Genomic DNA, 22,053 nt, shown 5'->3' with positions numbered 1-22,053 from the left:
GTCAGCGCCCCTTCCAAACGGGCTGACGCTTTTCGGCAAAGGCGAGAGGGCCCTCCTTGGCGTCTTCACTCGCATGCATCAATGCCAATCCGGCGGCAACAAAGCGCATAAATTCTTGCGGATGTTCGTGCAAACCTCGCCAGCCAAGTTCCTTGGTGATCTTGACCGCCATCGGAGCATTCTCGGCGATAGACCCGGCGAGCTGCAAAGCTGTCGGCAATAGCTCGTCAGGCGCAACAACTTGGCTAATGAGCCCGGTTTCATATGCGCGCTGCGCATTAATGTGCTTGCCTGTGAGCAACATTTCCATCGCGACGGCGAACGGAATCGTCTGCACGAGTCTCATTGCCCCATACCCATGCAGGACAGCTCGCTTCACTTCGGGACACCCGAATGACGCCTGTGTCGAGGCAATGCGTAGATCGCACGCCAATGCGAGCTCGAGGCCGCCAGCCAGACAATACCCGTTAATGGCAGCAATTACCGGCTTGCGAACTTGGATGGCCTGTCCGAGCCGATACGATCGATCATCGTCCCAAAGTTCCGCGACGCCACCGCCAAAATTTGCCCCGTGCAGGCTTTTCAGATCAGCGCCAGCACAAAAGGACTTTTCTCCGGCACCGGTGAGGATACACACTTTCAGTTCTGGGTCTCGATCGAATTCACCAAAGTATTCGCCCATGGAGGCGACCACCTCTGCATCATAGGCATTCATTGCAGCCGGGCGGTTGATGGTTAGGATGGCCACTTGACCACGACGTTCGAAGACGACCTTTTCCATAGAATCACTCATTGCCTTTAAGGTTTCGCGGCCCCTAAGTCGATTAGCTCAGTCGCCATTCGTTAAACTGCTCCGTGACACGAGCCAGGTTCGGCCCCCACCACTCACCGTTAAAGAGGAATCCCGCTTCAAAGTTTTTCGGTGCGGACGGCAGCAAATCGAGGATCGAAGGCGCTACTAGTGGAAGCGCCTTACGATTTGTTGGTCCGTATGCGATGTACTTTGTGAGCTCAGCCTGACGGTCGGGGCGAATCGCGAACTCGATAAAGCGCATCGCCTGGTCGTAGTTCTTCGATCCTTTTGGAATGACCCAGCCCTCGTATGAGATTGCGGCCCCTTCGTACGAAACGCGAATAGGCTTGCCCGCGAGTTGGGATGTGACACCTCGGGTCCATGGCGTCATTACAATCTCGCGCGAAAGAAGCATCTGCTCGACCTGTGGGAACTGGGTCCACCAGACGGCGGTTCGCTTAAATTTTTCCAAGCTTTTGAGAGCTCTTTCGACGTCGAGCGGATAGAGCTTTTCTTTCGGAACGCCGTCCGCCAGGAGTGCGAACTCCAGTAAATAAGTGACCGAAGAGAGCATGCCGCGGCGCCCCTTGAACTTGTCCGTGTCCCACACGTCACTCCACGTAGTAGGGACGGACTGAGCGCTGAATACCTCACTATTGTAGGCAAGTTGCGCAGCGAACGTGACGCAGCCACAGCAGTAGTCGGTCACCGTCTGGGGAAGCAGATCCGCGGCTGAAAATCTGCTGTAGTCCAACTTCTCAAGAAGCCCATCGAGCAGAGCCGTGTAGCGCAGGCGATCTGGCAGCGAGATCAGATCCCATTCGACATTGCGGGAGCCCACCTGCGCTTTCAGGCGCGCTAGTTCAACGCCTGTTGTCGCAACGATACGGATGCCGGTCTCCTTCTCAAATGGCTCGAACAGCGCCTTGACTTGCCCTTCTTGATAAGCGCCACCGAAGCCTGCAAAGACAAGCTCCTTGCTGCTCTGCGCGCGCGCCCGTATCGCAGGAAGAGCTAGCGCGGCGGAAGCGGTCGCCATCGTGGCAACGAAGCGACGGCGCGTGGTCATGCGGCTTTCGATTGTCATGGGTGGCTTCCTTTCGGCACTGGGGAGATGAGCACTAACTCGGAGGGATGCCAGGAAACTCGAGCGTCTTCGCCCGGCTCGGGCAGCCATCGAGAATTGCCGCCGATCGGCTTCGATAAAAGACGGGTGCCGTCCGACAATTGCAGAGTCACTCGGAACGTGTCGCCGCAGAAGATGCGCTGAAGGACTCGGCCTCGCAGTTCACGAGATGCATCTGCTGTAGGCGGGAATAGGTCGATGGCCTCAGGGCGAACGAGGCAGGTGACAGATGCACCCGAGCTAACTGAGGAGGGCTCATCCATCTGGACTCGCAGTCCTGAGCCCAACACCAGCTCAGCTCGGCCCGCATCCACTTCGACGCGCCCTTTGAGGACGTTGGATTCACCGAGGAAGCCCGCAACAAATTCATTTTGGGGTCGGTAGTAGAGGTCCGCGGGATTGCCAGTCTGTTGAACTACCCCATCGTTAATAACGACGATCACGTCCGACATCACGAGTGCTTCGGTTTGGTCGTGAGTGACAGCGATCGTGGTAATCTTCAGCTCGCGTTGAAGATTGCGGATCTCAAGCTGCATTTCCTCACGTAGCCGCTTATCAAGCGCCGCAAGCGACTCGTCCATCAGCAGCACCGGCGGACGGAATATCACGGCCCGAGCAAGCGCGACGCGCTGTTGTTGACCACCGGAGAGATCCGAAGGTCGTCGAGTTGCCAAGTGCGAGAGCCGCACCATCTCAAGCGCTTCTTTAACCGCGACTTCAATCTCGCGCTTTCGCATCCCGCGCATTTGAAGTGGGTAGGCCAGATTGCCAGCGACTGTAAGGTGCGGGAACAGCGCGTATTGCTGGAATACGAAACCGACGTTGCGCTTTTGCGGGGCTAGACCTGTGACCTCGCGGTTACCTATCAGTATTGCCCCTGTAGAGGGTTGTTCGAATCCCGCAATCATTTTGAGCAGGGTAGTTTTTCCTGAGCCGCTCGGTCCAAGCAAAGTCACGAACTGCCCCGGCTCAATCGAGAGTGACGTCGAACGCACGACTTCTAGATTACCGAAGCGCTTGCTCACGTCGCGAATCTCAAGCCTGCCGCGATCGTTCGTCCCTGATCGTTCTGCGTACATCGTCATCGAACTCGGCGATTCAGGTGATGCCAATAAACCAATCGAATTTCTCTGGCCTAAATGTAGGACCTATGGTAACGGTCCGTCAAGCAAATTGTTGGACCAATTGTTCGACGCGAGGTAAGACCGCAATGAAGCCAGATAAGCCCACCCTGGACATCGATGTCATTCAGACGCCGAAGAAGTCCGGCGTCCTCGCAGCCATGTTGCGCGAGAAAATCTTGAATGACGAACTGCGAGAGGGTGACCCTCTTCCTTCCGAGCGCGAGCTTGTAGAAAAGACTGGGATTAGTCGCACCTCGGTTCGCGAGGCGCTTAGCCTGCTAGAAGCAGACGATCTCATCACGACGCGACCCGGGCGAAACGGCGGGGCCGTTGTGCAGAAGCCTGGGCCGGCGATCATGACCCGCCCGATTCAACTCCTGATTCGCGGCCGCCGGCTCCCCTTTCAAGCGATTATTGAAACTCGAGAAGCGCTCGAACCAAACGGCGCGAGCCTAGCAGCGATCCACCGTACCGATGACGACCTTGAGCGTATGGAGCGCGCATGCCTGGAATTGGAGTCATCCTTGGATGATGTAAGCCGGTATCTCAAGGCCAACACAAAGTGGCACTTAGCTGTAATGCAGGCGAGCCACAACGACCTGTTGATCGGATTCATGCTCGCGATTTCAGACGTCATGCACGCAGCAACCGACATCGATGAATTCAATACGGCTGAATCGCGGGTCGCGGTGGCCAAAGCGCATCGGCGCGTAATGGATGCAATCTTGCGCCAAGACGCAGCGGCCGCACGCAGGCGTATGGAACGACATGTGGTCGCCTATTCGAAGCAGATCGCGCCTCATGCGCCAGCCAACATCTCACTCGAAGACTAGACAGAAGGCTAGACATGAGCATTGATCTTACCATCGACGATGGGATAGCGACGGTAACCATCAACCGTCCCGATCGCCTCAACGCGCTGAATCAAGAGCATTATCAATCGCTTTCCGCGGCGTGGATAGAGGTGCGGGACAACGCAAATATTCGTGCGGCCATCGTCACTGGTGCAGGCACAAAATCATTCTGCGCAGGCGCAGATCTGAAGGAGTTCATACCGAACCCGCCAAGCGCAAGCGAAATGTGGCTGACACAAACGGAGCAGCTTCTCAATCGAGGGTTGGAGGTTTGGAAACCGATCATCGCAGCCGTGAATGGGTGGTGCTTGGGAGGTGGAATGACGCTCCTTTTTGCAACCGACATTCGCATTGCCGCCTCTCACGCACGCTTCGGCTTACCAGAGATCAAGAGAGGGATCATCGCAGGCAATGGCGGCACACAACGGACGTTGATGAATTTGCCGTATCCGCTCGCGATGGAACTACTCCTGACCGGCGACGATGTTGATGCAGAGACGGCGAGAGGTTGGGGAATCATCAACAAGGTTGTTGCGCCCGATGAATTGATGCCTGCAGCGCTGGAATATGCACATCGGATTGCTCGCAACGCGCCGCTCGCTGTGCAGGCGTCAAAGGAACTTGCCCTTCGGAGCAGGGACGTCGACTTGGCAACGGGGCTCCGGATAGAGCAGATGTTCAATCGGTTCCTTATGAGCACACAAGATGCGTCTGAAGGGGCCCAGGCGTTCACAGTAAGCCGGCCGCCGAAATTTGTCGGAAATTGAATGGTGATTCGCTGCGCCGGCTCGACTGCGAGCCCAGCACATCGTGCTGGGCTCGCAATGGTCGTGCCTGCGATGTGCTTCGCGTTAATTGCGGAGGCAAGACGCGCACAATTCGTAAAATGTATCGATCTGTACGCAGACAGCCATAACGGTTCGACCGAATTTCGAGACCTGCGCTGGGCGACCGCCGCATTCCAGGATCGGAGCCTTCGTCAGGCGGCAGAGACGCTCAGAATTAGGCAATCAACGCTCAGTCGCTGCCTGCGAAGTCTCGAACACACGTTAGGCAGCAAGCTCTTCGAGAGCATTAGCGGTGGCACGCGACCAACCATGGACGGTCAAGAATTCCTCGATGCTGCCCGGCGCATCGTGGGCGATACGGAAGCACTGACGGCTCAACTCAAGATCCAATCGCGCGGCGAATGCGGTCGATTGATCATTGGCATCCACGCTTCTATCTCCGCCGGCAATTAGCGGGCTACTCTCCTCGACCATCGACGCCGCTTCCCGATGTCGATACGCATCTCGTCGATGGAGCGAGAGACCAACTGATCTCCGATCTCATCAGTTCGACCATTGATATCGCTTCGTAGCGGAACCGAATCCAAAGTGGAACGACAAGTCCTTATTGGTCTGGAGCGTCGTCCTCGCTCTCCCCGAAGACCAGCCGCTGACGGCCCGCAAAGTAGTTCATTGGAGCGAGTTGAGGGGCGAGACGCTCTTGTTGTCACAGCATGGCCCGGGACCGGAATTCCACAAGCTGCTTGTCAGCAAAATGGGAGGCTCCGATCCATGTCCAGTGCTTCGCCATGATGTGGCGCTCGAGCGACTGCTCACCTTGGTCGGCGCAGGCTGGGGTGTCTTGCTGGCCCTTGAAGGTGCGACCGGCGCTGCTTATCCAGGTGCTTCCTTCCGAGAGGTTCGCGATGCCGACGGTCCGACACGAATGAGCTTCCGCGCGTACTGGCGGCATGCCAACAGCGATCCATCGCTGCGGCCATTTCTTGATCTGCTTCGTGAACGCTATCCGGATCTTTCCGCTGCTACTGGGATAGGCTGATCAGCATCCGCCGAGCCTTACCAGACGAGCTATTAGCCGGATGGAAAAGTGCGCGCCCTGTTTCCTTTCCGCTGCAGGGTAGATGAGGCCGACCCAGAGAAGGGGTCAATTGCTCGGCAGGTTTTCGGGTGCGACGGCAAGAGTTTCAGTTAATCCGGTTTACCGTTGTCCAACAGAAGATGCAGGAGCTGTAAATCGGCTACTTGGCATACACGAGCCGCTCATCAGTCAAACACGGCAGGCCTATGCGCATCGGCCGAGAACGCAAATGCAGCTTCGATATCGCTTTCTAGCACCCTTGCATGTGATAGGGGTGGCAGTTCATTGCGCCGGAAGAACCCCACTTCGCTCGTCTCTCCACCAGAGGCAGGTTCGCCGCAGCCGACGCGATCGCAAAGGAGAACATCTTGTAGAAATCCCGGACATCTGCCGAATAAGAACCGCTCGCCTTGTATCGAACGGCGTAAAGACGCCGTGCAGTAAATCGCAAGCCAGCTTCTTCGAGCATCTCTTTCTCGATGTTCTGCGCAACAGATCGTCCGACGTCGGCGAAGCCGCCTGGGAGCGTCCAGCGGCTGTCGCTTCGCTCACGCACAAGCAAGATCGCATCATCCTCAATGATTGCTCCTCGCACGTCGACCCTGGGTGTGGCGTAACCGCGAGCGAAGTCGGAAACGAGAGCTTCGATCCTTTCGATCGGAACATGACCAAGAGTCGCCAGCATCTCATTGGCGATGGTGGCGATTTCGTCGAACCGTTCCCGATCGTATGGGTCCTTTGAGAAATGCAGACCAGTCGAAGCAATCGCCTGGAGACGTTTTGCGTAGGTAAGCCATTGGGGTTCCATTTCAGACCTCTGCTGAGTGACTATCTGTGCGACGGTCCCCAAGTCCATAATCTAGTATGGCCCAGGACGTGGATCAGTACGAGCAAGCACTCAACAATCCGCGAGCGAATGGATTAGAGCATAGCTGGCGCTACTTGAATTCTTATTTGCCGTCTGACTCTGCTCGTTCATGACGAGCAGAGGGCTGAATGCCATCCATGTCATCCGGGATCTCCTGCCGCAGCTTCGGCCCTTGACTGAGCCGGCGGCCGAGCACCGCAACGAAATTGTCCCACCGCGCGCCCCCCTGCGCCTTGGCCGCTTTTGCAGCCGGTTCGGGGAGTGGCGGTGTTGTCGCAAGCCAAAAGCGGATGAAGAGAGCGACGGTCTCGACCGAAATCCCGACATCCCGCTCAAGACGCGCGACCCGGCGATCGATTTGGTCGAGGCGCTTGGTAACTGCGGCCTCCCGCCGCTCGTCAGCATCTGGCGACAGGAAGGACGCAATGGCGGCTTCGGCGATGAGCGAGAGCGATTGCTCGCGCCGGGCGGCATAGGCCGACAGCGCCTTCATGACATCAGGATCGAGATAGACCGACATCTGCGCCTTCTTCTTCGCTGCGGTCATGCTTGCCTCACAATCCGAGATCATCGCCAGGATCGAGCGAGGCTTGGCGCGCGACGCCCCGCATCATGTCGTTCATGCGCCTGATCCGCGGGGGATCTTCATCGAACTCGTCGGCCACGTCAGACGCGAACTCGTTGTCGAGCGGTTCCTTCTTTTCCGCGGTATCGCAATCCAATTCCGGATGCCGCCGCCGATCCGCGGTCTTGGGGTCTTCGTCATCCGTCGGGTCGTCGGTCGATGCCTGCAATGCCATTGGGCGCGGCGGCAGAGGCCGCGAGCTCCAATCGTCTGGCCGCCTGTTCTTGGCCTTGGTCAGCGCCGGCGGCGCCAGGATGCGCTCCTGCAAGCGCCCGTCCTCGTAATAGCGCGCCTTCCTGGCGCGGATCGGATGGAGGCCCGACATCATCACGATCTCATCGGATGGTGGCAACTGCATCATCTCGCCGGGCGTCAGCAGCGGACGGGCGGTCTCTGACCGCGACACCATCAGATGACCGAGCCAGGGCGCCAGCCGGCTGCCGGCATAGTTCTTCATCGCTTTCATCTCGGTCGCCATGCCGAGGGCGTCGCTCACCCGCTTCGCAGTCCGTTCGTCGTTGGTCGCGAAGCTGACCCGGACGTGACAGTTGTCGAGAATGGAGTTGTTGGGCCCATAGGCTTTCTCGATCTGGTTCAGGGACTGGGCGATCAAGAAGCTCTTGATGCCGTAACCCGCCATGAAGGCCAACGCTGACTCGAAGAAGTCGAGCCGGCCGAGCGCCGGAAACTCGTCGAGCATCAAGAGGAGCCGGCGCCGGCCCCCCTTAGCCTGCAGATCCTCGGTCAAGCGACGGCCGATCTGATTGAGGATCAGGCGGATCAGCGGCTTGGTGCGGTTGATATCCGATGGCGGCACGACAAGGTAAAGTGTGGTCGCTCGCTCTCCGCCGACGATGTCGGTGATCCGCCAGTCGCAACGTCGCGTCACCTCCGCCACCACCGGATCGCGGTAGAGGCCCAGAAACGACATCGCGGTGCTCAAGACACCGGAGCGTTCGTTGCCGGACTTATTCAGCAGCTCGCGCGCGGCGGACGCGACAACGGGATGGACACCGGCCTCACCGAGATGCGCGGTCCGCATCATTGCGGCAAGCGTCGTCTCGATCGGCCGCTTTGGATCGGACAGGAACGCAGCAACACCGGCAAGCGTCTTGTCTTCCTCCGCGTAGAGCACGTGGAGAATGGCACCGACGAGCAGGGCGTGACTTGTCTTCTCCCAATGGTTCCGCTTCTCGAGACTACCCTCGGGGTCGACCAGGATGTCGGCGATATTCTGGACGTCGCGCACCTCCCACTCGCCGCGGCGGACCTCGAGCAACGGGTTATAGGCCGACGACTTTGCATTGGTCGGATCGAACAGAAGGACGCGACCGTGCTGGCCGCGGAAGCCGGCAGTGAGCTGCCAGTTCTCGCCTTTGATGTCGTGAACGATCGCCGAGCCCGGCCAAGTCAGGAGGGACGGGATGACCAGGCCGACGCCCTTGCCCGATCTTGTGGGAGCAAAGCACAGGACATGCTCCGGCCCATCATGGCGAAGATAGGTGCGCTCAAATAGGCCGAGCACGACGCCGTCGGGGCCGAGCAGGCCAGCCTGCTCGATCTCCTTTGCCTCAGCCCAGCGCGCAGACCCGTAGGTCTCAGCATTCTTCGCTTCACGAGCGCGCCAGACCGACATGCCGATCGCAACGGCTGCGGCGATGATGCCGCCGGATGCCGCGATGTAGGCGCCCTCGGTGAAGATTGAGGGCGCATAGGCATCGTAAGCGTACCACCACCAGAAGAAGGCCGGCGGGAGATAGAACGGAAAATGGAGCAGTTCGAACCAGGGCTGCCCGAGCTGGGGCTGGAAGCCAAGCCGCCAGGCCGTCCACTCCGTCGCGGCCCAGATCATCAGCACGACGATTGCGAAGACCGTGATGACCTGCCCCCAGAGAATCTTGGTCGCGGACATGGCGGCGGCCCTCTCCTGACGTCGGTGACTGGAAGGATCGCTCACAAGCCGAGCCCCCGGTTGCGCGCAAAACCCCAATCGATGCCGCCATCCGCGCGAGCGACGCCGGAGACATGCCGGCCGAGCTGCTTTTCGAGCGAGGGCGTCCAGGGCACGAGTTGGAAGCCGAGACCATCGTCGATCATGGCGAAGCGGCCGGAAGCGAGCGCGAAGCGCCGCCGATAGGTGCCCGCCACATACTCGCCACCAGCCGACGGGTTGAGTGGCTGGCCGGTCTCGGCGGCGAGCTGCTTGCCGAGATCCTCCAATTCTCGGCGCCGCAGCGTGCCGATGAGATTCTTCTCGAACACCAGCCCATGCGCCTGGCGCTCAGCGAGCCCCTGTTCGATGAGCTGCTCGGCCCGCTGCTGCATGGCGCTGCGGACCTCGGCGCCGAAGCCGACCTGGCCAAGCGGCACCGGATCGCGGGCGACCGCCTGCCGGTCGAGCCACGTCGCGCCGCTCGCCCTCACCTGCGCTTCGATCGAGAGATCGGAGCGCACCGCCAATGCCACGCGCCGTTGCCTTCTCGCGTCATCGAATTTGCGGAGCTCGACGATCGAGCCCGGTGCGCTGTCACCGGCGGCGTCGAGATCGGGCAGCCTGATGTGGTGGGTGCGGCCATCGACGCCGTCGACCACGGCATAGGCGGTTCCCTTGAGCTCGTCGTCAAGGCCGCGATCGACGAGGCGGCCGATGACAGGAACGTCGAGGCTTTCGCCTGCCAGCACATAGTTGGCGCTCCCACGCTCAATGCCGCGTTCGCTCAAGCTGCGGTGGATGCGCTTGATGATGTCGCCGCGCTCGCCGAGCTCGCGCAACGTCGTCTCGGCGGCTTCGTCCATGGACCATTGGCCGGGCCCGAGTTGATGAGCTAGGCCAAGGCTCTCCAAGCGCCGCAGCCGGCCCACCTTCAACGCATGGAACTGATCGGGCTGCCGCCCCGGCTCGGGAGCAAGCTCGATGACACCATGCCGGTCTGCATCCCGGACAAGCTGGCGGTCGAGCTGGGTCCAGTGCTCGGCTTCGACCTGGCGCTCGAGCGAGCGGTGGATGTCGAGATCGGAGCGTAGTCCAAGCTCCTGTGTGACCAGGTCCTGGGCACGGGCTCGCATACCCTCCTTGATGTAGTCGCGAGAAATGACGAGGTCCTGACCATCATCGGCGACCCCCCGCACGATGATGTGGACGTGGGGGTGCTGGGTGTTCCAGTGGTCGACACCCACCCAGTCGAGCTTGGTGCCGAGGTCCGTCTCCATCCGGCCAATCAAATCGCGGGCGAAACCTTTGAGGTTGGCCATATCGGCTGCGTCTTCGGGCGAGACGATGAAGCGGAAATGGTGGCGGTCATTCTGACAGCGTTCGGCAAAGGCCTTGGGATCGGCATCCTCGGTGTCGGGGCCGAACAGGTGGGCCTTCTCCCCGTCCCGGGTCACGCCCTCACGCCGGAGGTAGCTGAGATGGGCGGCGAGCGGCGCCGATCTCGCTCTATGCCGGACAACGCGGGTCTTGATCGTCACCAGCCGCGAACGGCCGGTGAGCAGCCGGTTTGCCCGTTCGCTGGCGACCCGGCCGCGGCCGAAGCGCGAATGACGGTGGCTGACGAGATGGCCAGTTCGCGAAATGCCGCCGCCGGCGCGCTGAGCGGCAGCGAGCGCCTGGGCGATGAAAGGTTTTGCCCGCTGGGCCCGCGAGGAGCGGATGCGGCCGGGCCGAGGCTGAAATTCGTTCTCTTCAGCCATGGCCAGCCTCGGCAATGTGCGAAATCGAGAATCCGTACAATGAGTTGATGGTGGGTCGCACATTGCGCGCCGAAGCCGCACATTGCCGGATCAGCAAAAAAAGAAAGCAACAACAACCAACCAACCGAGCCGCACATTGCGGCCTTTTATCTCGCCATCGTCCGGTCGGTACTTGCGGCGATTTGCGACAGGTTCGGGTCATTGCGGTAGATCCTTCAATAGCGCCCGCCCGAACACGTTGGCTGGTGGCCGATTCATTGGAAAAGATCCGCCGCGACTTGGCAGTTGACCGAGCGTTTGCGATAGCGATCGTTACCCGAAGGGCCGAGACACCCGTAGGGTGGCTCGGTGAGGAGCGAAGCGACGAGTAGAGCGCGGGCCGAAGGCATCGCCCGTATGACTGTGTTGCAGCGTTTCGAATGCAAACCGAATGTCCGTCACGGGGCGCCAGCGAACCTGGAAACTGACGGCTGATATCACGAGCTGCCCGATGTGCAGCCGCCGCGACAAGGGTGCGTGCAGACGTACCGCGATCCGCGCATTGACGTTGAAGATGCCGTGCAGTCATTGCGATCGCCCCGTGGCCGAAAGCGCGACGAACAGGCCCTCCGACTGCGGCGCTATCGCAGAGAGATCGTGCACGGGAACGGCAGCCGATCTGTCGAGCGCTGGCCGATCGAATGCTGCCGGGGCGGCAGACGACGGACCGTCAACGTGGTCGAAAAACAGCGGCGCCCGCGTCCAGGATGAACGAGAAGAGGCCGCGAGGAGAAGAGGCCCTGGCGCCCCCTCCGCATCGACAAAAGGGACGATGGCTGCGACATAGGCTGTCGTCTCCGCGGGCAGTGGACGGCGTTTATCGCGAAACTCCTCATAGCGGCCGGGACCTGCATTATAGGCCGCGAGAAAGCCCGGCGAGCCGTAGCGGTCGTGCAGTTCGCGAAGGAAGGCGGCGCCGGCGAGGATATTGTCACGGGGATCGAAGGGATCGCGTCCGAGACCGTAGCGGACTCGCATGTCCGTCCAGGTCTTGGGCATGAGTTGCATCAGGCCGAGTGCACCTTTCGGTGAGACGGCACGCCGATCGCCGTTGCTCTCGACCCGCATGACGGCGCGTATCCATGCTGCCGGAATGCCAAAGCGCTGCGCGGCCTCCGCCACATGAGCTGCGTAGTGATCGCTCGCCGGTTGACTTTGCGCCGGCGCTCTCTGCCCGGAGACTGCTGCCGTTGTCCCGCTAATCACCAGCAGGCCGGTAAGGAGTAGAACGGCAAAGCCCGCCGTGGCTCCGCCATCATGGCGAGGCGTCGTGCTGCCTACCGGCGGTGCGCACGGACCGCCGGTTTGACCGCCGCTGTGCGCGGCAGCCGCCCGACCGTTGCGCGAACCCGAGGGATGAGACGGCTTTCCCCCGAACAAGGAGGTGGACCGTTGATGCGCCTGGTTGCCGGCACGCGTGACGGGACCCTGCATGCAATCAGTCCCGCTCGGCGCGCTGGGGCAGACGATTCCAGTTCAGCGTCCAAGCCGACTTGTCGTCGGTCGATTGAAAGAGATTTGCTCGGATCGGCCGCGGAAGCGTCGGATCGTCGATGACGAGCGAAACGTATTCGCCGGCCTTCTCGCCGGTACGCTTCCAGCCTGCCCCGATCTCCGGGCCGTCGGCATCGCCGAGGCGGACACGGTAGTCCGGCGCGTTCTCGGCATCGGAGGATTCGGCCGGGACGAGGGTGAGAATCCGCTCGAAGAACAGCGTTTCAACGCGTCCGGTGAAGCCGGACTTGTCGCGGGTGAACTGGCCGATTTGTGCCATGGGAAAGCTCCTGGGTTGCTCGGTTGGAAACGGGTCAATGGGTGGCTGCACGCCAGACGAAGCGGCCGTCGGCGGCTTCGTCGGTCCAAAGCGGGACCGCACGAGCGACAATCGAGGTGACGGGGAGCGCGCCGAAATAGCGGCCGTCCAGGCTGTCGGGGACGGTCGGGTTCATGAGGAAGACCTCGCCCGGCTCGAGGGTATGGCAACCGCTCCAACGCGGCAGCGGACGGCCGCGATGATCGCGATCGTGCGCGGTACCGGCATCGACATGATCGACGGAAACGGTGTCGCCTGACCGGCAAACAGTCTGCCCGGGCAGCGCCATCACCCGCTTCAGCAGCGGCAGACCTTTTGGAAGAAAGCCGCCATCGGCAAGGAAGCTCGCGATCGGCTCCGGTAGTCGTACCGCGACCAGTTCCAAGTCGTGCAGCTCTCCAAGCGGATGTAACACGTAGAGCCCTATTGGCGTGCTCGCGGTGGCGTTCCAGATCAGCCGCGGCGCAGGATGAACGAGCACCAGGGCGCCAGCGACCAGGGCCGCAATGTAGGTCAACATGAGATAGCCGAAGCGGGTCATGGCGTGACGCTCCGACGCTTGAGCCAGGCGACATGCTGCTCGCGCGTGTAGGCGCGCGGCACATGGTCGGCAGCGAGACGGTTGTGGAGATGCCGCCAATATTCCGGCGCAGCGTCAGCCGGATCGATGGAGAGCGCCTCAATGGCGTCGACGGCCTGCAACACGCGCTCGACCTTCGGCCAGCTATCGACACGCAGCAGGATTTCGCCGCCGGGGCGGACGAACGGCAGCGTCTGATAGCGCTGGCCCGCTTCCACGGCGCGCACGATGTCCATGCGCGACACCACGGTGCCATAGTCGTTCGAGGCCCAGCGGACGAAGCCGAAGATGCTGCCCGGCGTAAAGCTCGACAGGCTGCGGCGGCGGTCAAGGATCCTCTCTTCAGTGCGACGGCCAAAGCGCAGCCAGTGCTCGATCCGCTTCTCGATCCAGGTTAGCTCGACATGGGTCAGCGCGACACCCTGTCGATGCGACGACGGCACGGCGCGCGGCGACAGGGCCTCATTGTCATTCATGACGGCTCTCCGGCGTCAGTGGGGAACTCTCGCGCGAGCAATTCGCGGAGCATGTCGGCGACGGTCACGCCGCGCTGGAACGCGGCGACCTTGATGCGGCCGCGAAGCGCCGGCGTGACGTCGATGGTCAGGCGCGCGGTGAATGCGGCCGCGTCGTCCACGCGGCGTGGCGGTGCGTCGCTGGACTTGATCCAACTCTCGGCATCGCCTGGACGCGAGGCAAAGCCGCGCTTGGTGGAACGCTCGCTCATGGCGCGAACCTCGCGACTTCGGCAGCGAGAGCTGTGATCTCGCGGGCAGCAGCGCTCTGCTCGACAAACTCGAAGACGAGCCGACCGGACTGCGCGGCGTCAGCGAAGACGACGCGTTGGCCGACCGTGCTGGCGAGCACCGGCGGATCGTGATCGGCGAGCGTTTCAGCCGTCTCGCGGGCGATGATCGTGCGCGCACCGCAGCGGTTGAGCACAAAGCGAGCGGCGAGCTGTGGCCGGTAGATGCGGGCCTCTCGCAGCAGAGCGAGCATCTCGGCCGACGCCCAGCCGTCGAATGGCGACGGCTGCACGGGGATCAGGACCAGATCCGCCGCCAGCAGCGCCGAACGCATCAATCCAGCGACGCGCGGCGGCCCGTCAATGACGACATGATCGGCGGTGCGTGCGATCTCCGGCGCCTCGCGGTGGAGCGTATCGCGTGCGAGACCAACGACGCCGAACAACCGTGCGACGTTCTCCCTCGCGCGCTGCTGCGACCAGTCCAATGCCGAACCCTGGGGGTCAGCATCGATCAGCGTCACCCGTTTTCCGCGCAGCGCCCATTCACCGGCGAGGTGCAGGGCGAGCGTGGTCTTGCCGACACCGCCTTTCTGGTTGAGTACGGCGACGATCATCGCTTGCCTCCCGTCTTGCGACCTGGAAGCGGCAGAGATGATTGGCTTGGGTGCTTGGTTGGTGGCTCAGCACGAGCGTCGTCTTTATCCGCAAGACGCGCGGGCCCACTACAACAGTTAGATTCTAAGTTAGACTCTAAGTTAAGACCGGGAATCGCGGTTTCCGGCCAAAGCGTTAGTTGCGGTTCACGCGTGCGAAGTCCCGATAGGGCTGCGTGCGGAATCCCGATATGGTTTGCGTGCGAAGTCCCGAGCGCTTCCACAGCGCCGTCCACAGGGGCAGTGGATAGTTTGGCCGGAACAATGCGCAGCAATTCGCGACGCGCTTCACGCTCGATGCGCAAGCGGTAGCCGGGAAGCGGCTGACGCGCGGCGATGCGCCGGATCTGCAGCGCAAAATCAGAGACACGCGCCAGACTGCCCGACTTTGCATGGAGGTGTGCGACCTCGAACAGCCATCCTCTTGGCTGGCGGCCGGCGTGCTTGCGCGCGACGCGGGAGAGCCAGCGCTCGATCCCGCCGGTCAGGCTGAAGTAGGCCGGATCGATCGTGAGAACGAGCGAGCGATCGATGACGCCGCGATAGAACCAGTCGGGGAGGACAAATTCCATGCCTTCGACGCGGCCGTCACGCCGCGTGCATTCCTCCCATTCGTTGATCCAGGAGAACTGGTGGCGCCGCCAATGCTCGCCCTGGCGGATGCTGGTGCGGATCACGGTCGCCTGCAGGCGTGTCAGTGCTCCCTTCAAGAGCTTGTAGTCGCGGGCTCCGGTCTGTCGGCCGACGGCGGTTAGAAGCTGGTACGGTGTGAAGCGCAGGAAACGTGAAGTCTTCAGGCCAACGTTCTCAGCCTCGACAATCTGGCTGGCCGCCCAAATCAGCACGTCGGCATCCCAAATGGTCGCCATCCCGTGCTCGGGAACCGCATAAACCTCGACGCAGATGTCGCCGGCCTGGTAAAGGATCGGCGTCGTCCGCTTGGCCTTGGCGAGCGAAAAGAACGGGCGCTCCATCAGGTCGCGCTGATCGCGCGGGCTGGCATCGCCGGTGGCGACAACGAATGGGTCGAGCTTGCTTCGCTCGCTTGATGTGATGAGGCGACGCGACATGGCAGGCGTTGCCTTAGCGATGCGCGTTGCCGGCGGCGCGGGCCTCGAGATAGCGAGGATCCGACGTTGAGCTGCAGGCGGCCTGATCGGCCCAGGCTTCGAGATCGCCGACGGCGTAGACGACGCGGCCGCCGAGCTTACGAAAAGTCGGGCCATTGCCATGGCAGCGATATTTTTCCAGCGTGCGCGGCGAGATGCCGAGCAGGCGCGCGGCCTCGGGGGTGCGCACGTAGCGGGTGGCGAGTTGCGCGAGCCTATCGAGCATGGGAGATCTCCGTCTTGCCTCGAAGCGCCGCGGCCAAGTCGCGGCGTGTCCGGGCCAGAGTGGCGGAGAGTTCAGGCGTTGGGGGTGGACGAAAATTGACGTACGTTTGTGTCCCCCCATCGTCGCAACCGGGCGAAGCCAGGCATTGCCACGAGGCGCGGATTAACTCAGGGATGGATGGCTTTGAGGGATCGGGCCGATCAGAGGCCGCGCAGGAGTCTCAGATAGTCGCGCTCGACCAGGGCGATCGAATCGTGAATGAGCCGGTTCGCCTTGCGGCGGGCATGCGAATCCTTCCACTCGACCGAACGACGCTGGGCGTGATCGGAGGCCAGCACCTTCGCCGCCACGTCTCGCGGACCGCCGCCCAGGTCGTGGACGTCGAAGGCGTGAAGAAGCTGTGTCAGTCGCCGTTTCTGAAACGACGTCAGCCGCAGCGCCGCCGGCAGAAGACCTGTGCGCTGGCCGGCAAGGCGGCGGGCGAAGTGTAGCGCCACGTCGGCGCGCAGTTCGCCCATACTGTCGAGCGGCACAAGCACCGCAGGGCGGCGCGCGGCCTGCTCGTCGCGCAAATGGACATGGAGTTCACCCGACGCGTCCGCAATCACCAGCTCGCGACCGTCAGCATCTGTCCGCTCGACGAGCGGCAGTCCGAAAGCATTGCGATCAATCGAATGGACGGTCTCGAAGTCCGGCGGCGCAGGCGTCAGGATTAATGTTCCCGGTGATGCCTCGGGCAGCCAAATGGCTGTCTCGGGCCCAACCGGAGAAGCGGGATCATGGGCGACACCGCAACCTCCATCGATGTGCGAAACTGGTTCGGACAGCTTCGGGATCAGCGCCGTCGCGCGCGATCTGGCGCTCAGTACGGGCGAAGTCGCGGCGGTAGTCAGCGTTGCGGCGAAGGAATTCAAGGGCAAAACCCGGGCGCTCAAGGCGATTGAGGCGTTCGATGGTCTCCGGCGAGCGCCAGTACTGGGTCGGCATGGTCTGTCTTCTCGTCTCTGTGCCCCATGCTACGATCCGAAAAGACGGCACGAGAGACTAGACCCTTAGGTTGCATCACGCGAGATCGCAATTTGCGTTACGTGGGCGCAGTTCACTGCATCCGCGGCTCCAAAAGGTCCTGATAACCGGCTTTCGACATCCATCGCGCACGGGCGAGGTGGCTGTTATGGACGAGTCTGGCACGATCCGGTTCGCGCGCGGGATCGAGGCCGAAGATCACACTGACCACCTCACGCCAGTCAGCGCCCTCCTCTTCGGCCATCAACAACCGAACGTAGATGGCAAGATGTTTCTCGTCGTAGGCGTTGACGCGATCAGTTATTGGCGGCTGGTCCTGAAATGGCGCGTCGTTCATTGCAATTGCCCCTCAGCATCGATGCAGCGGTTAGAATTCATCTAAAGCTCCAGAACTTTGCAAGCTGGGAAATCGTCGCACGCGATTTGTGCCGTGATGCGCAAATCGCATCGCGGCGCTCCCCGCAAGCGGCAAACTCGGCCCAAGCCAGACGATATGAATAGCACGGCTCGGTACGAATCGGAACGATCGTTCCTGGAACGATCGTTCCGATGTGAGTTCCCTTGTCGCCATGGATCTCAAGGAGGTCATGGCGATCAATTTGCGTCGGATACGCCATAAGAAGGAGATGACGCAGGAAGAGTTGGCCGATGGCGCCGGACTAAGTGTCCGTTACGTCGGCGCAATTGAACGCGCCGATGTGTCGGCCAGCGTAACCGTGCTCGGCCGAATCGCGGAGGCGCTAGGGGTCGAAGCAACCGATCTGATCAAACGAACGGCGGTTCATCCTCATCGCGCTCGATGAGGCAACAAACTTGTGCTCCATCGCAGCCTTGTCACGTTATGTATCAACTGGGCATTACCTCACGCACAAGTTGATAGGCAACTTTGCGTAAATCTGGTCTGTCTCAAAAACGCGCATACCAGTCCAGGGGCGGAAGGGCGTGCTGAGCGAGATAGAGTGAGCCTTATGACCACCCTGTACGAGCACTTGCCAGCCGACATCCGCAAAGTCGTGGACGCTTACGTCGCGGACCTCAGGCCCCAAACTTGGCGAATTCGCTTCCTCTTGCTGATTGATCTCCTTCAAGAAAGGTTGGAGAGCGGACCCGCGGCTGAGCACTGGCGCCTACTTCAACAATGGACCGGCATAGTGACGGCAATCTTGGAACACTTGCCGCCTGACAGTACGGTTGTCGAATGTGTGGGGTTGATGAGCATCAGCTTCAACGACCAATGGCGTGCTCAGGCGCTCGGGCAGATCGAGCGCGATCCTACGGTTCTGGATCGTCTCATCGCAATCTGCCCCGACTGGGGAGACATCGTCGAAACGATATCGGAGGCCGATCAGAGACGGCCAATCAAGGCCCGTCAGGTTCGCCGTCGCTGATCGGAATCGATCCGCCACCTGTGCCTGACTGCGGAACTCTGCACGGCTTCTTGAGCTTAGCGATGCCCCGCCCGGGCCAAGCCGGGCGAGGCATTGCGGATCGGATCAGTCGCCGTTCCGACGGTTGGGACGAGACCAGATCAGGCTGAAGCCCTCGCCCTCTTCATCGGCGAAGAGGTTGGCGAAGATCGGTGCGGTGAAGCTCGGGTCGTCGAGCTTGAGGCCGAGATAGTCGCGGCCCTCGTTGGAGCGCTTGGACCAGGCGGCCCCGATCTCAACCCGGCCGACATAGATCCGGTGGCTGGGGGCGTTGTCGCCCGAGCGGCTGCTTTCGGGGACGATGCGGACGTTCCTCGCCTGCAGCGAGAGGGTAACGATTTCGCCGTTGAACTCGTTGTTGCCGGTCTTCTTGAAGGTGCCGATGGTCGCCATGGTAGTTCTCCTTGATCTCTGTTCTCCGAGCCCGCACCTTGCGGCCTCGATGGTGATCGACAGGCCGGAGGCGATCGACGGCGCACCCCGAAGGGGCCGAAGCGTCAGCGGAGGATGGCAGCCAGGCGACTTTCTTGTTTCGCGAGGAATGACGGCGCAGCCGGCAGGGGAAGAAAGTCGATCGGCGCCATTGCGCCATAGGCGGTCGAGGCGTCAGCCGTCCTTCGGCCAGATCCACCCATCGAAGAGGCCGTTCGGTGCGCTCGGTCCGAACAGAGCTGACATCAAGGAGAGCGTGACGATCTGCGAGTCTACTGAAAGACTGGCGCAACCGAATCCAATGGTGATGAGCTCTCTTTATTGCAGGTAGGCGGATCTCCGCTTGCGCGATCGCGGGTCGGCTGGACGCCCCGTTGACGAGAGCGGCTGGCCGTATCTGTGATCCGTCGCCGTTTGGTCGATGCCGCATACGACCGCCACGAAACTGCCACTCTGCGATGATCGGTCGAGCCTCGACGCTTGGGCCCGCTCTGAGTGTAGCTCAAAGACAAGAATCGCGAGCACGCTGGATGCCTGATCCGCCCTTTCAATGTGACGCTATCGGCCGTCGCCAGGCCCTTCGTCGGACGGCGCAGAGGTCACGACATGTGAGCCGCGCAGCCCACGGAGGATCTCGTGCAGGACGATGCCCGTTAACAGCTCAAGGAAGAAGAGAATCGGATGAGCGACAATAGCAACCTCGAAGACAGAACCATCGAAGCGATACGGTACTATCGCGAGACCCTCGCCGTGGTCGACGGCCTGGAGCGAAAAGAACGTTCCGCGCATCGAGCGCTGACCAGGATACTGCCTGAATTGGGGCGCGCCTTACGCAGCCAAGACCCGCGGTGTCTTAAGAATAGCATCAAGATCGGCTTGGCAGCTGTCTCGCGGCAGGACGAAGCGTGGGCCAACCTAACCGAGGCGACCGCACGTTTGGATTCAGCCCGCTCGACTTTGGCCGCCCTTGAGCGCCAACTGGGATATGTTCCAAATGTCTCAAGAGCGCGAGATTCGGACTAGCTCAAAGAACGCCAGGACGTCGAGCCTCGCCTCATCCTAGGCGGAGATTTTCTGCGGCTTGTTTGCCGCTGCGGTTCGTCACCAGCTCGTAGCTGACCTTCGCGCCTTCAACGAGCGAGGTATAGCCCGCCTTCTCCACAGCCGAGATGTGCACGAAAACATCTTTGCCACCATCATCCGGCGCAATGAATCCATAGCCTTTCGTCGGGTTGAACCACTTAACAGTCCCTAACGCCACGTCATTTGCTCCAAAAAGGAAAAACACGTTCATATCTAAATCAATCAACGATCCGGTCGCAAGTCTCCGCGCGAATCGTAGCTTGAAGGGATCCGTTGTCTCGCGCGGTCGCAGGTCTTGGACAGAGGAAATAAAATGCCCGACGTGCTGGTCGTACAAGCACCTTGAAATGGGCCGACGTTCAAGAACGCGGACGCGAAGGTCACATTTTCTTCGAAAACCGCGTGCTAACTGTTGCCTGGTTGTCGCGGCCGGATGTACGCCGTGGCATCACGGGAGCCCCGGCCTTCATGCCGGGGTTTTTCGTTTTTGGCGCGAGAAGCCCGCCGATTCAAGATGCCTTTTGTGCAGCTGATTTGAGTAGGATCATGACGCGTCGTAGACTGCGACAATTCTGCTTGGATCTGCAGGAACTGTCCGGGGCAGAGCGAAAAGCCGAACAGCAGGCAGACATGGCGCAGAATATTTACGACAATCCCGATTTCTTCGCTGGCTACAGCCAGTTGCCCCGACAGGTACATGGGCTGGACGGCGCCCCTGAATGGCCCGCGATCCGAGCTATGCTGCCCGATCTAGGCGGGAAACGTGTCGTCGATCTGGGATGTGGCTTCGGCTGGGCCTCGCGCTGGATGCGCGAGCAGGGCGCGGCCTCGGTCCTGGGTCTGGATCTGTCGCAGAACATGATCGAGCGTGCCAGGAGAGACACAGCGGATACGGCCATCGAGTATCGCATCGCCGATCTGGACACACTGGACCTACCTGAGACGGCTTTCGAACTCGCCTACAGCGCACTGACCTTTCACTATGTTCAGGATTTTGGCCGCCTCGTGCAGGTGATCCGCAAGGCACTGGTTCCTGATGGGCATTTCGTCTTTACGATTGAGCATCCGATCTTCATGGCAGCGGCACATGCGCACTGGATTTCCGATGAGGAGGGCCGCAAAACCTGGCCGGTCAATCGATATTCCGTCGAGGGTGAACGTCGGACGGACTGGTTCGCCAAGGGCGTTCTGAAATACCACAGGACGCTTGGCACTACCCTGAACGCGCTGATCGGCGCGGGCTTTCAAATTCGACGGGTCGAGGAGTTTACCCCGACACGCGACCAGATCCAGCAGATGCCGCAATTGGCCGAAGAATTGGAGCGCCCCATGATGCTGATTGTGTCTGCGTCCACATCGATGGCCGGTAGAGCTTTGAAGCCGTCGTGAGATCCGGCCTGACTGGGTTCCTGCCGGGCCCGCCCCCAGTGCTGACGTCAGCTCCGCGCCACGCGTTGTCTCGCTGGTTCGTCTGCGGCCATCCCGGTGAAGCGAACCAAGGCCGTCATGCTAACGGCAACAGCCCCGACGACTGCGAAAACCATCTGCCACGCGGGTGAAGATATCCCCATCTGGACGATTCCGTGCGTCGCGCTGTAACCGGCGAAGGTAGCAGGCGCGACATAGATGAGGATGATCAAGAGTCGAAGCCAAGTCCATGGCACGAAGGCGAGCGCGAGTTGGCCAATGCAAATCGTTGCACCGCCCGCCACGAGCCCTGCTGCGATGCCGCCGAACACCCCGGCGCCGGTGTGGAAGGCCCAGATGCCGATCGTCAGGCCGACGAAGAAGGGCAGTGCGAAGACAGCGAGCGTGAACAGCAGCCAGCAGAAAAAGCCGATGCCAACTAGGATAAGCAGTGGTCCAAAGATGATCATGGTGGTGGTCTCCGTGAGATAAAGGTCTGACGGTCGCGCCTTCCACCACCACCACGGCGCGAACGCTGTATAGCAGCAAACGCCAGGAATC

29 protein-coding genes are annotated in these 22,053 nt (G+C 61.1%); 8 read left to right on the top strand and 21 right to left on the bottom strand.

Annotated features, from left to right (window positions below):
- Position 1 precedes the first annotated feature (1 nt).
- The 3 genes from I6F36_RS31525 to I6F36_RS31515 are packed head-to-tail and all read right to left on the bottom strand — an operon-like array spanning position 2 to position 3,004.
- On the bottom strand, positions 2-781 hold the full coding sequence (locus I6F36_RS31525; RefSeq protein WP_225145014.1) for an enoyl-CoA hydratase/isomerase family protein: 780 nt from the start codon (positions 779-781) through the stop codon (positions 2-4).
- Positions 782-824: 43 nt separating this feature from the next.
- Positions 825-1,880, bottom strand: coding sequence for an ABC transporter substrate-binding protein (locus I6F36_RS31520; protein WP_225145013.1), 1,056 nt, complete (start codon positions 1,878-1,880; stop codon positions 825-827).
- Positions 1,877-3,004 (bottom strand): ABC transporter ATP-binding protein, encoded by a 1,128-nt coding sequence (locus I6F36_RS31515; RefSeq protein ID WP_225145012.1) that lies wholly within the window; start codon positions 3,002-3,004, stop codon positions 1,877-1,879. The genes I6F36_RS31520 and I6F36_RS31515 overlap by 4 nt, the downstream gene beginning before the upstream one ends.
- Positions 3,005-3,129: 125 nt before the next feature.
- Here I6F36_RS31515 and I6F36_RS31510 point away from each other — a divergent pair, with 125 nt between their 5' ends.
- The 4 genes from I6F36_RS31510 to I6F36_RS31495 all read left to right on the top strand — a co-directional run bounded on the left by I6F36_RS31510 (position 3,130) and on the right by I6F36_RS31495 (position 5,724).
- Positions 3,130-3,876, top strand: a complete 747-nt coding sequence (locus I6F36_RS31510) for a FadR/GntR family transcriptional regulator (protein WP_225145011.1) — start codon at positions 3,130-3,132, stop codon at positions 3,874-3,876.
- A gap of 14 nt (positions 3,877-3,890) precedes the next feature.
- The gene (locus tag I6F36_RS31505; protein WP_225145010.1) at positions 3,891-4,664 is read left to right on the top strand and encodes an enoyl-CoA hydratase/isomerase family protein; all 774 of its coding nucleotides are present in this window, start codon (positions 3,891-3,893) and stop codon (positions 4,662-4,664) included.
- 57 nt (positions 4,665-4,721) lie between these two features.
- Positions 4,722-5,138, top strand: coding sequence for a LysR family transcriptional regulator (locus tag I6F36_RS31500; RefSeq protein ID WP_225145009.1), 417 nt, complete (start codon positions 4,722-4,724; stop codon positions 5,136-5,138).
- 154 nt (positions 5,139-5,292) lie between these two features.
- Positions 5,293-5,724, top strand: coding sequence for a LysR substrate-binding domain-containing protein (locus I6F36_RS31495; RefSeq protein WP_225145008.1), 432 nt, complete (start codon positions 5,293-5,295; stop codon positions 5,722-5,724).
- A gap of 289 nt (positions 5,725-6,013) precedes the next feature.
- Here the strand turns inward: I6F36_RS31495 and I6F36_RS31490 are convergent, their stop codons facing one another.
- The 15 genes from I6F36_RS31490 to I6F36_RS31420 form a co-directional block, all read right to left on the bottom strand.
- Positions 6,014-6,571, bottom strand: coding sequence for an NUDIX hydrolase N-terminal domain-containing protein (locus I6F36_RS31490; protein ID WP_225145007.1), 558 nt, complete (start codon positions 6,569-6,571; stop codon positions 6,014-6,016).
- 142 nt (positions 6,572-6,713) lie between these two features.
- Entirely contained in the window at positions 6,714-7,178 is a 465-nt protein-coding gene (locus tag I6F36_RS31485; RefSeq protein ID WP_225145006.1) for a dolichyl-diphosphooligosaccharide--protein glycosyltransferase subunit 2, read from the bottom strand.
- A gap of 7 nt (positions 7,179-7,185) precedes the next feature.
- A complete protein-coding gene (locus tag I6F36_RS31480) occupies positions 7,186-9,168 on the bottom strand; it encodes a conjugal transfer protein TraG (RefSeq protein ID WP_225145005.1) in 1,983 nt (660 codons plus the stop codon).
- A 41-nt stretch (positions 9,169-9,209) separates the two neighbouring features.
- Positions 9,210-10,949, bottom strand: coding sequence for a VirD2 family relaxase/mobilization nuclease (locus I6F36_RS31475; RefSeq protein WP_225145004.1), 1,740 nt, complete (start codon positions 10,947-10,949; stop codon positions 9,210-9,212).
- Positions 10,950-11,513: 564 nt separating this feature from the next.
- Entirely contained in the window at positions 11,514-12,422 is a 909-nt protein-coding gene (locus tag I6F36_RS31470) for a lytic transglycosylase domain-containing protein (protein WP_225145003.1), read from the bottom strand.
- Between the two features lie 4 nt (positions 12,423-12,426).
- Positions 12,427-12,762, bottom strand: a complete 336-nt coding sequence (locus tag I6F36_RS31465; protein WP_225145002.1) for a DUF736 domain-containing protein — start codon at positions 12,760-12,762, stop codon at positions 12,427-12,429.
- A 34-nt stretch (positions 12,763-12,796) separates the two neighbouring features.
- The gene (locus I6F36_RS31460) at positions 12,797-13,342 is read right to left on the bottom strand and encodes a S26 family signal peptidase (RefSeq protein ID WP_225145001.1); all 546 of its coding nucleotides are present in this window, start codon (positions 13,340-13,342) and stop codon (positions 12,797-12,799) included.
- Positions 13,339-13,857 (bottom strand): DUF2840 domain-containing protein, encoded by a 519-nt coding sequence (locus tag I6F36_RS31455; RefSeq protein ID WP_225145000.1) that lies wholly within the window; start codon positions 13,855-13,857, stop codon positions 13,339-13,341. Before I6F36_RS31455 ends, I6F36_RS31460 begins: the two co-directional genes overlap by 4 nt.
- A complete protein-coding gene (locus I6F36_RS31450) occupies positions 13,854-14,108 on the bottom strand; it encodes a hypothetical protein (protein WP_225144999.1) in 255 nt (84 codons plus the stop codon). The genes I6F36_RS31455 and I6F36_RS31450 overlap by 4 nt, the downstream gene beginning before the upstream one ends.
- The gene (gene parA, locus I6F36_RS31445; RefSeq protein WP_225144998.1) at positions 14,105-14,743 is read right to left on the bottom strand and encodes a ParA family partition ATPase; all 639 of its coding nucleotides are present in this window, start codon (positions 14,741-14,743) and stop codon (positions 14,105-14,107) included. The genes I6F36_RS31450 and parA overlap by 4 nt, the downstream gene beginning before the upstream one ends.
- A complete protein-coding gene (locus I6F36_RS31440; protein WP_225144997.1) occupies positions 14,740-15,852 on the bottom strand; it encodes a replication initiator protein A in 1,113 nt (370 codons plus the stop codon). Before I6F36_RS31440 ends, parA begins: the two co-directional genes overlap by 4 nt.
- Before the next feature lie 13 nt (positions 15,853-15,865).
- On the bottom strand, positions 15,866-16,117 hold the full coding sequence (locus tag I6F36_RS31435; protein WP_225144996.1) for an AlpA family transcriptional regulator: 252 nt from the start codon (positions 16,115-16,117) through the stop codon (positions 15,866-15,868).
- A 200-nt stretch (positions 16,118-16,317) separates the two neighbouring features.
- Complete coding sequence (locus I6F36_RS31430) at positions 16,318-16,923, bottom strand: DUF2285 domain-containing protein (RefSeq protein WP_225145051.1); 606 nt, start codon at positions 16,921-16,923, stop codon at positions 16,318-16,320.
- Entirely contained in the window at positions 16,895-17,104 is a 210-nt protein-coding gene (locus I6F36_RS31425) for a DUF6499 domain-containing protein (RefSeq protein WP_225144995.1), read from the bottom strand. Before I6F36_RS31425 ends, I6F36_RS31430 begins: the two co-directional genes overlap by 29 nt.
- 112 nt (positions 17,105-17,216) lie before the next feature.
- Positions 17,217-17,480, bottom strand: coding sequence for a DUF2285 domain-containing protein (locus I6F36_RS31420; protein ID WP_225144994.1), 264 nt, complete (start codon positions 17,478-17,480; stop codon positions 17,217-17,219).
- Positions 17,481-17,712: 232 nt separating this feature from the next.
- Between I6F36_RS31420 and I6F36_RS31415 the strand changes: the two genes are divergently transcribed.
- Positions 17,713-17,946 carry a helix-turn-helix domain-containing protein gene (locus I6F36_RS31415; RefSeq protein ID WP_036046501.1) on the top strand — a complete coding sequence of 78 codons (234 nt, stop codon included), beginning with the start codon at positions 17,713-17,715 and terminating at the stop codon, positions 17,944-17,946.
- A gap of 165 nt (positions 17,947-18,111) precedes the next feature.
- Complete coding sequence (locus I6F36_RS31410) at positions 18,112-18,531, top strand: hypothetical protein (protein WP_225144993.1); 420 nt, start codon at positions 18,112-18,114, stop codon at positions 18,529-18,531.
- A gap of 105 nt (positions 18,532-18,636) precedes the next feature.
- Here I6F36_RS31410 and I6F36_RS31405 read toward each other — a convergent pair whose 3' ends face one another.
- Complete coding sequence (locus I6F36_RS31405) at positions 18,637-18,963, bottom strand: DUF736 domain-containing protein (protein WP_225144992.1); 327 nt, start codon at positions 18,961-18,963, stop codon at positions 18,637-18,639.
- Between the two features lie 720 nt (positions 18,964-19,683).
- Between I6F36_RS31405 and I6F36_RS31400 the strand changes: the two genes are divergently transcribed.
- A complete protein-coding gene (locus I6F36_RS31400; protein WP_225144991.1) occupies positions 19,684-20,025 on the top strand; it encodes a hypothetical protein in 342 nt (113 codons plus the stop codon).
- Positions 20,026-20,056: 31 nt separating this feature from the next.
- Here the strand turns inward: I6F36_RS31400 and I6F36_RS31395 are convergent, their stop codons facing one another.
- A complete protein-coding gene (locus I6F36_RS31395) occupies positions 20,057-20,296 on the bottom strand; it encodes a cold-shock protein (RefSeq protein ID WP_249784675.1) in 240 nt (79 codons plus the stop codon).
- Positions 20,297-20,715: 419 nt separating this feature from the next.
- Between I6F36_RS31395 and I6F36_RS31390 the strand changes: the two genes are divergently transcribed.
- Positions 20,716-21,474, top strand: coding sequence for a bifunctional 2-polyprenyl-6-hydroxyphenol methylase/3-demethylubiquinol 3-O-methyltransferase UbiG (locus tag I6F36_RS31390; protein ID WP_225145050.1), 759 nt, complete (start codon positions 20,716-20,718; stop codon positions 21,472-21,474).
- 47 nt (positions 21,475-21,521) lie between these two features.
- Here I6F36_RS31390 and I6F36_RS31385 read toward each other — a convergent pair whose 3' ends face one another.
- Positions 21,522-21,962, bottom strand: coding sequence for a hypothetical protein (locus I6F36_RS31385; RefSeq protein ID WP_225144990.1), 441 nt, complete (start codon positions 21,960-21,962; stop codon positions 21,522-21,524).
- Positions 21,963-22,053 lie beyond the last annotated feature (91 nt).

The sequence above is a fragment of the Bradyrhizobium sp. BRP19 genome, assembly GCF_020194195.1.
Lineage (GTDB): Bacteria > Pseudomonadota > Alphaproteobacteria > Rhizobiales > Xanthobacteraceae > Bradyrhizobium > Bradyrhizobium yuanmingense.
The sequence above is the reverse complement of the archived record's forward strand: the minus strand, read 5'-3'. Positions and strand labels throughout refer to the sequence as shown.

Coding starts and splice junctions, on each gene's coding strand:
- I6F36_RS31460 (WP_225145001.1), bottom strand. CDS start 13,342: ATGACCCGCTTCGGCTATCTCATGTTGACCTACATTGCGGCCCTGGTC.
- I6F36_RS31395 (WP_249784675.1), bottom strand. CDS start 20,296: ATGAACGTGTTTTTCCTTTTTGGAGCAAATGACGTGGCGTTAGGGACT.
- I6F36_RS31400 (WP_225144991.1), top strand. CDS start 19,684: ATGAGCGACAATAGCAACCTCGAAGACAGAACCATCGAAGCGATACGG.
- I6F36_RS31385 (WP_225144990.1), bottom strand. CDS start 21,962: ATGATCATCTTTGGACCACTGCTTATCCTAGTTGGCATCGGCTTTTTC.
- I6F36_RS31485 (WP_225145006.1), bottom strand. CDS start 7,178: ATGACCGCAGCGAAGAAGAAGGCGCAGATGTCGGTCTATCTCGATCCT.
- I6F36_RS31405 (WP_225144992.1), bottom strand. CDS start 18,963: ATGGCGACCATCGGCACCTTCAAGAAGACCGGCAACAACGAGTTCAAC.
- I6F36_RS31440 (WP_225144997.1), bottom strand. CDS start 15,852: ATGTCGCGTCGCCTCATCACATCAAGCGAGCGAAGCAAGCTCGACCCA.
- I6F36_RS31435 (WP_225144996.1), bottom strand. CDS start 16,117: ATGCTCGATAGGCTCGCGCAACTCGCCACCCGCTACGTGCGCACCCCC.
- I6F36_RS31480 (WP_225145005.1), bottom strand. CDS start 9,168: ATGTCCGCGACCAAGATTCTCTGGGGGCAGGTCATCACGGTCTTCGCA.
- I6F36_RS31525 (WP_225145014.1), bottom strand. CDS start 781: ATGGAAAAGGTCGTCTTCGAACGTCGTGGTCAAGTGGCCATCCTAACC.
- I6F36_RS31500 (WP_225145009.1), top strand. CDS start 4,722: ATGGTCGTGCCTGCGATGTGCTTCGCGTTAATTGCGGAGGCAAGACGC.
- I6F36_RS31510 (WP_225145011.1), top strand. CDS start 3,130: ATGAAGCCAGATAAGCCCACCCTGGACATCGATGTCATTCAGACGCCG.
- parA (WP_225144998.1), bottom strand. CDS start 14,743: ATGATCGTCGCCGTACTCAACCAGAAAGGCGGTGTCGGCAAGACCACG.
- I6F36_RS31465 (WP_225145002.1), bottom strand. CDS start 12,762: ATGGCACAAATCGGCCAGTTCACCCGCGACAAGTCCGGCTTCACCGGA.
- I6F36_RS31475 (WP_225145004.1), bottom strand. CDS start 10,949: ATGGCTGAAGAGAACGAATTTCAGCCTCGGCCCGGCCGCATCCGCTCC.
- I6F36_RS31455 (WP_225145000.1), bottom strand. CDS start 13,857: ATGAATGACAATGAGGCCCTGTCGCCGCGCGCCGTGCCGTCGTCGCAT.
- I6F36_RS31420 (WP_225144994.1), bottom strand. CDS start 17,480: ATGAACGACGCGCCATTTCAGGACCAGCCGCCAATAACTGATCGCGTC.
- I6F36_RS31390 (WP_225145050.1), top strand. CDS start 20,716: ATGGCGCAGAATATTTACGACAATCCCGATTTCTTCGCTGGCTACAGC.
- I6F36_RS31415 (WP_036046501.1), top strand. CDS start 17,713: ATGGATCTCAAGGAGGTCATGGCGATCAATTTGCGTCGGATACGCCAT.
- I6F36_RS31470 (WP_225145003.1), bottom strand. CDS start 12,422: ATGCAGGGTCCCGTCACGCGTGCCGGCAACCAGGCGCATCAACGGTCC.
- I6F36_RS31490 (WP_225145007.1), bottom strand. CDS start 6,571: ATGGAACCCCAATGGCTTACCTACGCAAAACGTCTCCAGGCGATTGCT.
- I6F36_RS31425 (WP_225144995.1), bottom strand. CDS start 17,104: ATGCCGACCCAGTACTGGCGCTCGCCGGAGACCATCGAACGCCTCAAT.
- I6F36_RS31450 (WP_225144999.1), bottom strand. CDS start 14,108: ATGAGCGAGCGTTCCACCAAGCGCGGCTTTGCCTCGCGTCCAGGCGAT.
- I6F36_RS31505 (WP_225145010.1), top strand. CDS start 3,891: ATGAGCATTGATCTTACCATCGACGATGGGATAGCGACGGTAACCATC.
- I6F36_RS31515 (WP_225145012.1), bottom strand. CDS start 3,004: ATGACGATGTACGCAGAACGATCAGGGACGAACGATCGCGGCAGGCTT.
- I6F36_RS31520 (WP_225145013.1), bottom strand. CDS start 1,880: ATGACAATCGAAAGCCGCATGACCACGCGCCGTCGCTTCGTTGCCACG.
- I6F36_RS31410 (WP_225144993.1), top strand. CDS start 18,112: ATGACCACCCTGTACGAGCACTTGCCAGCCGACATCCGCAAAGTCGTG.